This window comes from Micromonospora sp. B11E3 (assembly GCF_039871625.1).
Classification (GTDB): Bacteria; Actinomycetota; Actinomycetes; order Mycobacteriales; family Micromonosporaceae; genus Micromonospora.
The window spans coordinates 1-1,692 of the sequence record NZ_JBDPMC010000196.1; the positions used below are offsets into that span (position 1 = coordinate 1).

Annotated in this window: 1 protein-coding gene; it reads right to left on the bottom strand. The window is 68.0% G+C overall.

The features are described from left to right. Positions 1-180: 180 nt before the first annotated feature. Positions 181-1,569, bottom strand: a complete 1,389-nt coding sequence (locus tag ABGB16_RS33620) for an IS1380 family transposase (protein WP_347672082.1) — start codon at positions 1,567-1,569, stop codon at positions 181-183. Between the last annotated feature and the right edge of the window lie 123 nt (positions 1,570-1,692).

Sequence of the window (1,692 nt, forward strand, 5' to 3'; positions counted from 1 at the left end):
CTCAGCCTTGATCCACCGACGCGGTTGGCGGCGGTCACCGGTTGATCATTTCGATGTCGGGGTGAGTCGGCGGGTGTGTGGGAGCCGCCGATCGTTGGTCGGCTTGCTCCAGTCGTGTTTGTGCGGTGAATGGGGATTGTGGCCTGTGGTCGGGCCGCCCGGTTCTGCTGGTAGGTGTGGTCAGCCGGGTGCGGTCTGGACGGCGGTGAACAGGTTGTCGAACGCTGCTTGCCAGGGCCAGTGGTCGGGTAGGTGCATGTGGATGGTGCGGGCCCGGTGCGCGAGGCGGGCCGCGACGTTGATGATCCGGGTGCGGATCGTGGCGGGCCGGGCGGTGCGGTAGGCGCCTGCGGCCAGGTGCCCGGCGGTGCGGGTGAGGTTGTGGGCGATGGCGGCGCAGGTCAGCCAGGCGTCGTTGGCGCTGAATCGGCCGGAGGGCAGGTGCGCTAGGGGCCCGGCGATCAGGTCGGCGTTGACCTGTTCGATGATCGCGTGGCCGCGGTGCTGGGCTTCGGCCTGTATGAGCGTGAACGGGCTGTCGGTGAACACGGCGTGATACCGGTAGGTCGGTAGCAGTTCGTCTTGGCCGGGGATCTGTTGCGGGTCGTCGCGGCGGATGCGGCGCACGATCAGCCGGGCGGTCACCTGGTGCCGGGTGCCGGCGAACGCGGTGTACGTGGTCTCGGCGATCTGCGCATCGGAGATCCACCGCCCGGTGTCTTCGTCCCAGACGGCCTGCGGGTACTTGATGTTGACCCATTGGTCGTCGGTGATGCTGTCGCATGCGGCGCGGATCTTCGCGTCGATGCGGCAGGTGACCGAGAACCTGACGTTGCGGCGCCGGCACGTAGTGATCATGGTCTTGGCGTAGAACGCCGAGTCCGCCCGCACCACGATCTCTGCGGCCGCGCCGCACGATCGGGCGGTGGTGATCGCTTCGGCGATCATGCTCGCCGCGCCGCGGGCCGAGCCTGCGTTACCCGAACGTAGCCTGGTCGCGGCGATCACCGGCGCCGACAGCGGTGTGGACAGCGTGGCGAGCAGGGGGTTGTAGCCGCGTAGGTAGACGTTGTAGCCGCCGACCTTGGTGTGGCCGAACCCGATGCCCTGCTTCTGCTTGCCGTAGACACGGCGCAGCATCGAGTCGATATCCACAAAGGTCAGCACGTCGGCGCCGGCAAGGATCGGGGCCCGGCCGGCCAGGCCGATCAGGGTGTCACGGGCGGCGGCCTGCAGCTGCCGTACGTGTCCGTGGGTGAACGTGCGCAGGAACGACCCGAGCGTCGACGGCGCGAACACACTCGTGAACAGCGAGGGCATGCCACCGTGCCGGGCGATGTCGAGGTCGTCGATGCTGTCCGCGCCCGCGAGCATCCCGGCCACGATCGTGGCGACCTTCCCGGCAGGGTTGGCGCCCTTGTCCGTCGGTAGCCGCACCCGGTCGGTGACCGCGTCATGCAGACCGGCCTGCTGGGCCAGGCGCATCACCGGAGCGAGGCCGGCACACGACACCAGATTCGGATCATCGAACGAGGCGCGCACCACCGGCGCGTCATGGCGTAATCTCACCTGCGAGGTGCCCTCTCGAGCGAAACGATAGAAGCGTCAGAACTCCTATCCTTCCAGCTCAGAGGGCACTTTCTGTCTCCGGGGTCCCACCGACCCGACATTCATCGGTGGATCGAGGCTCAG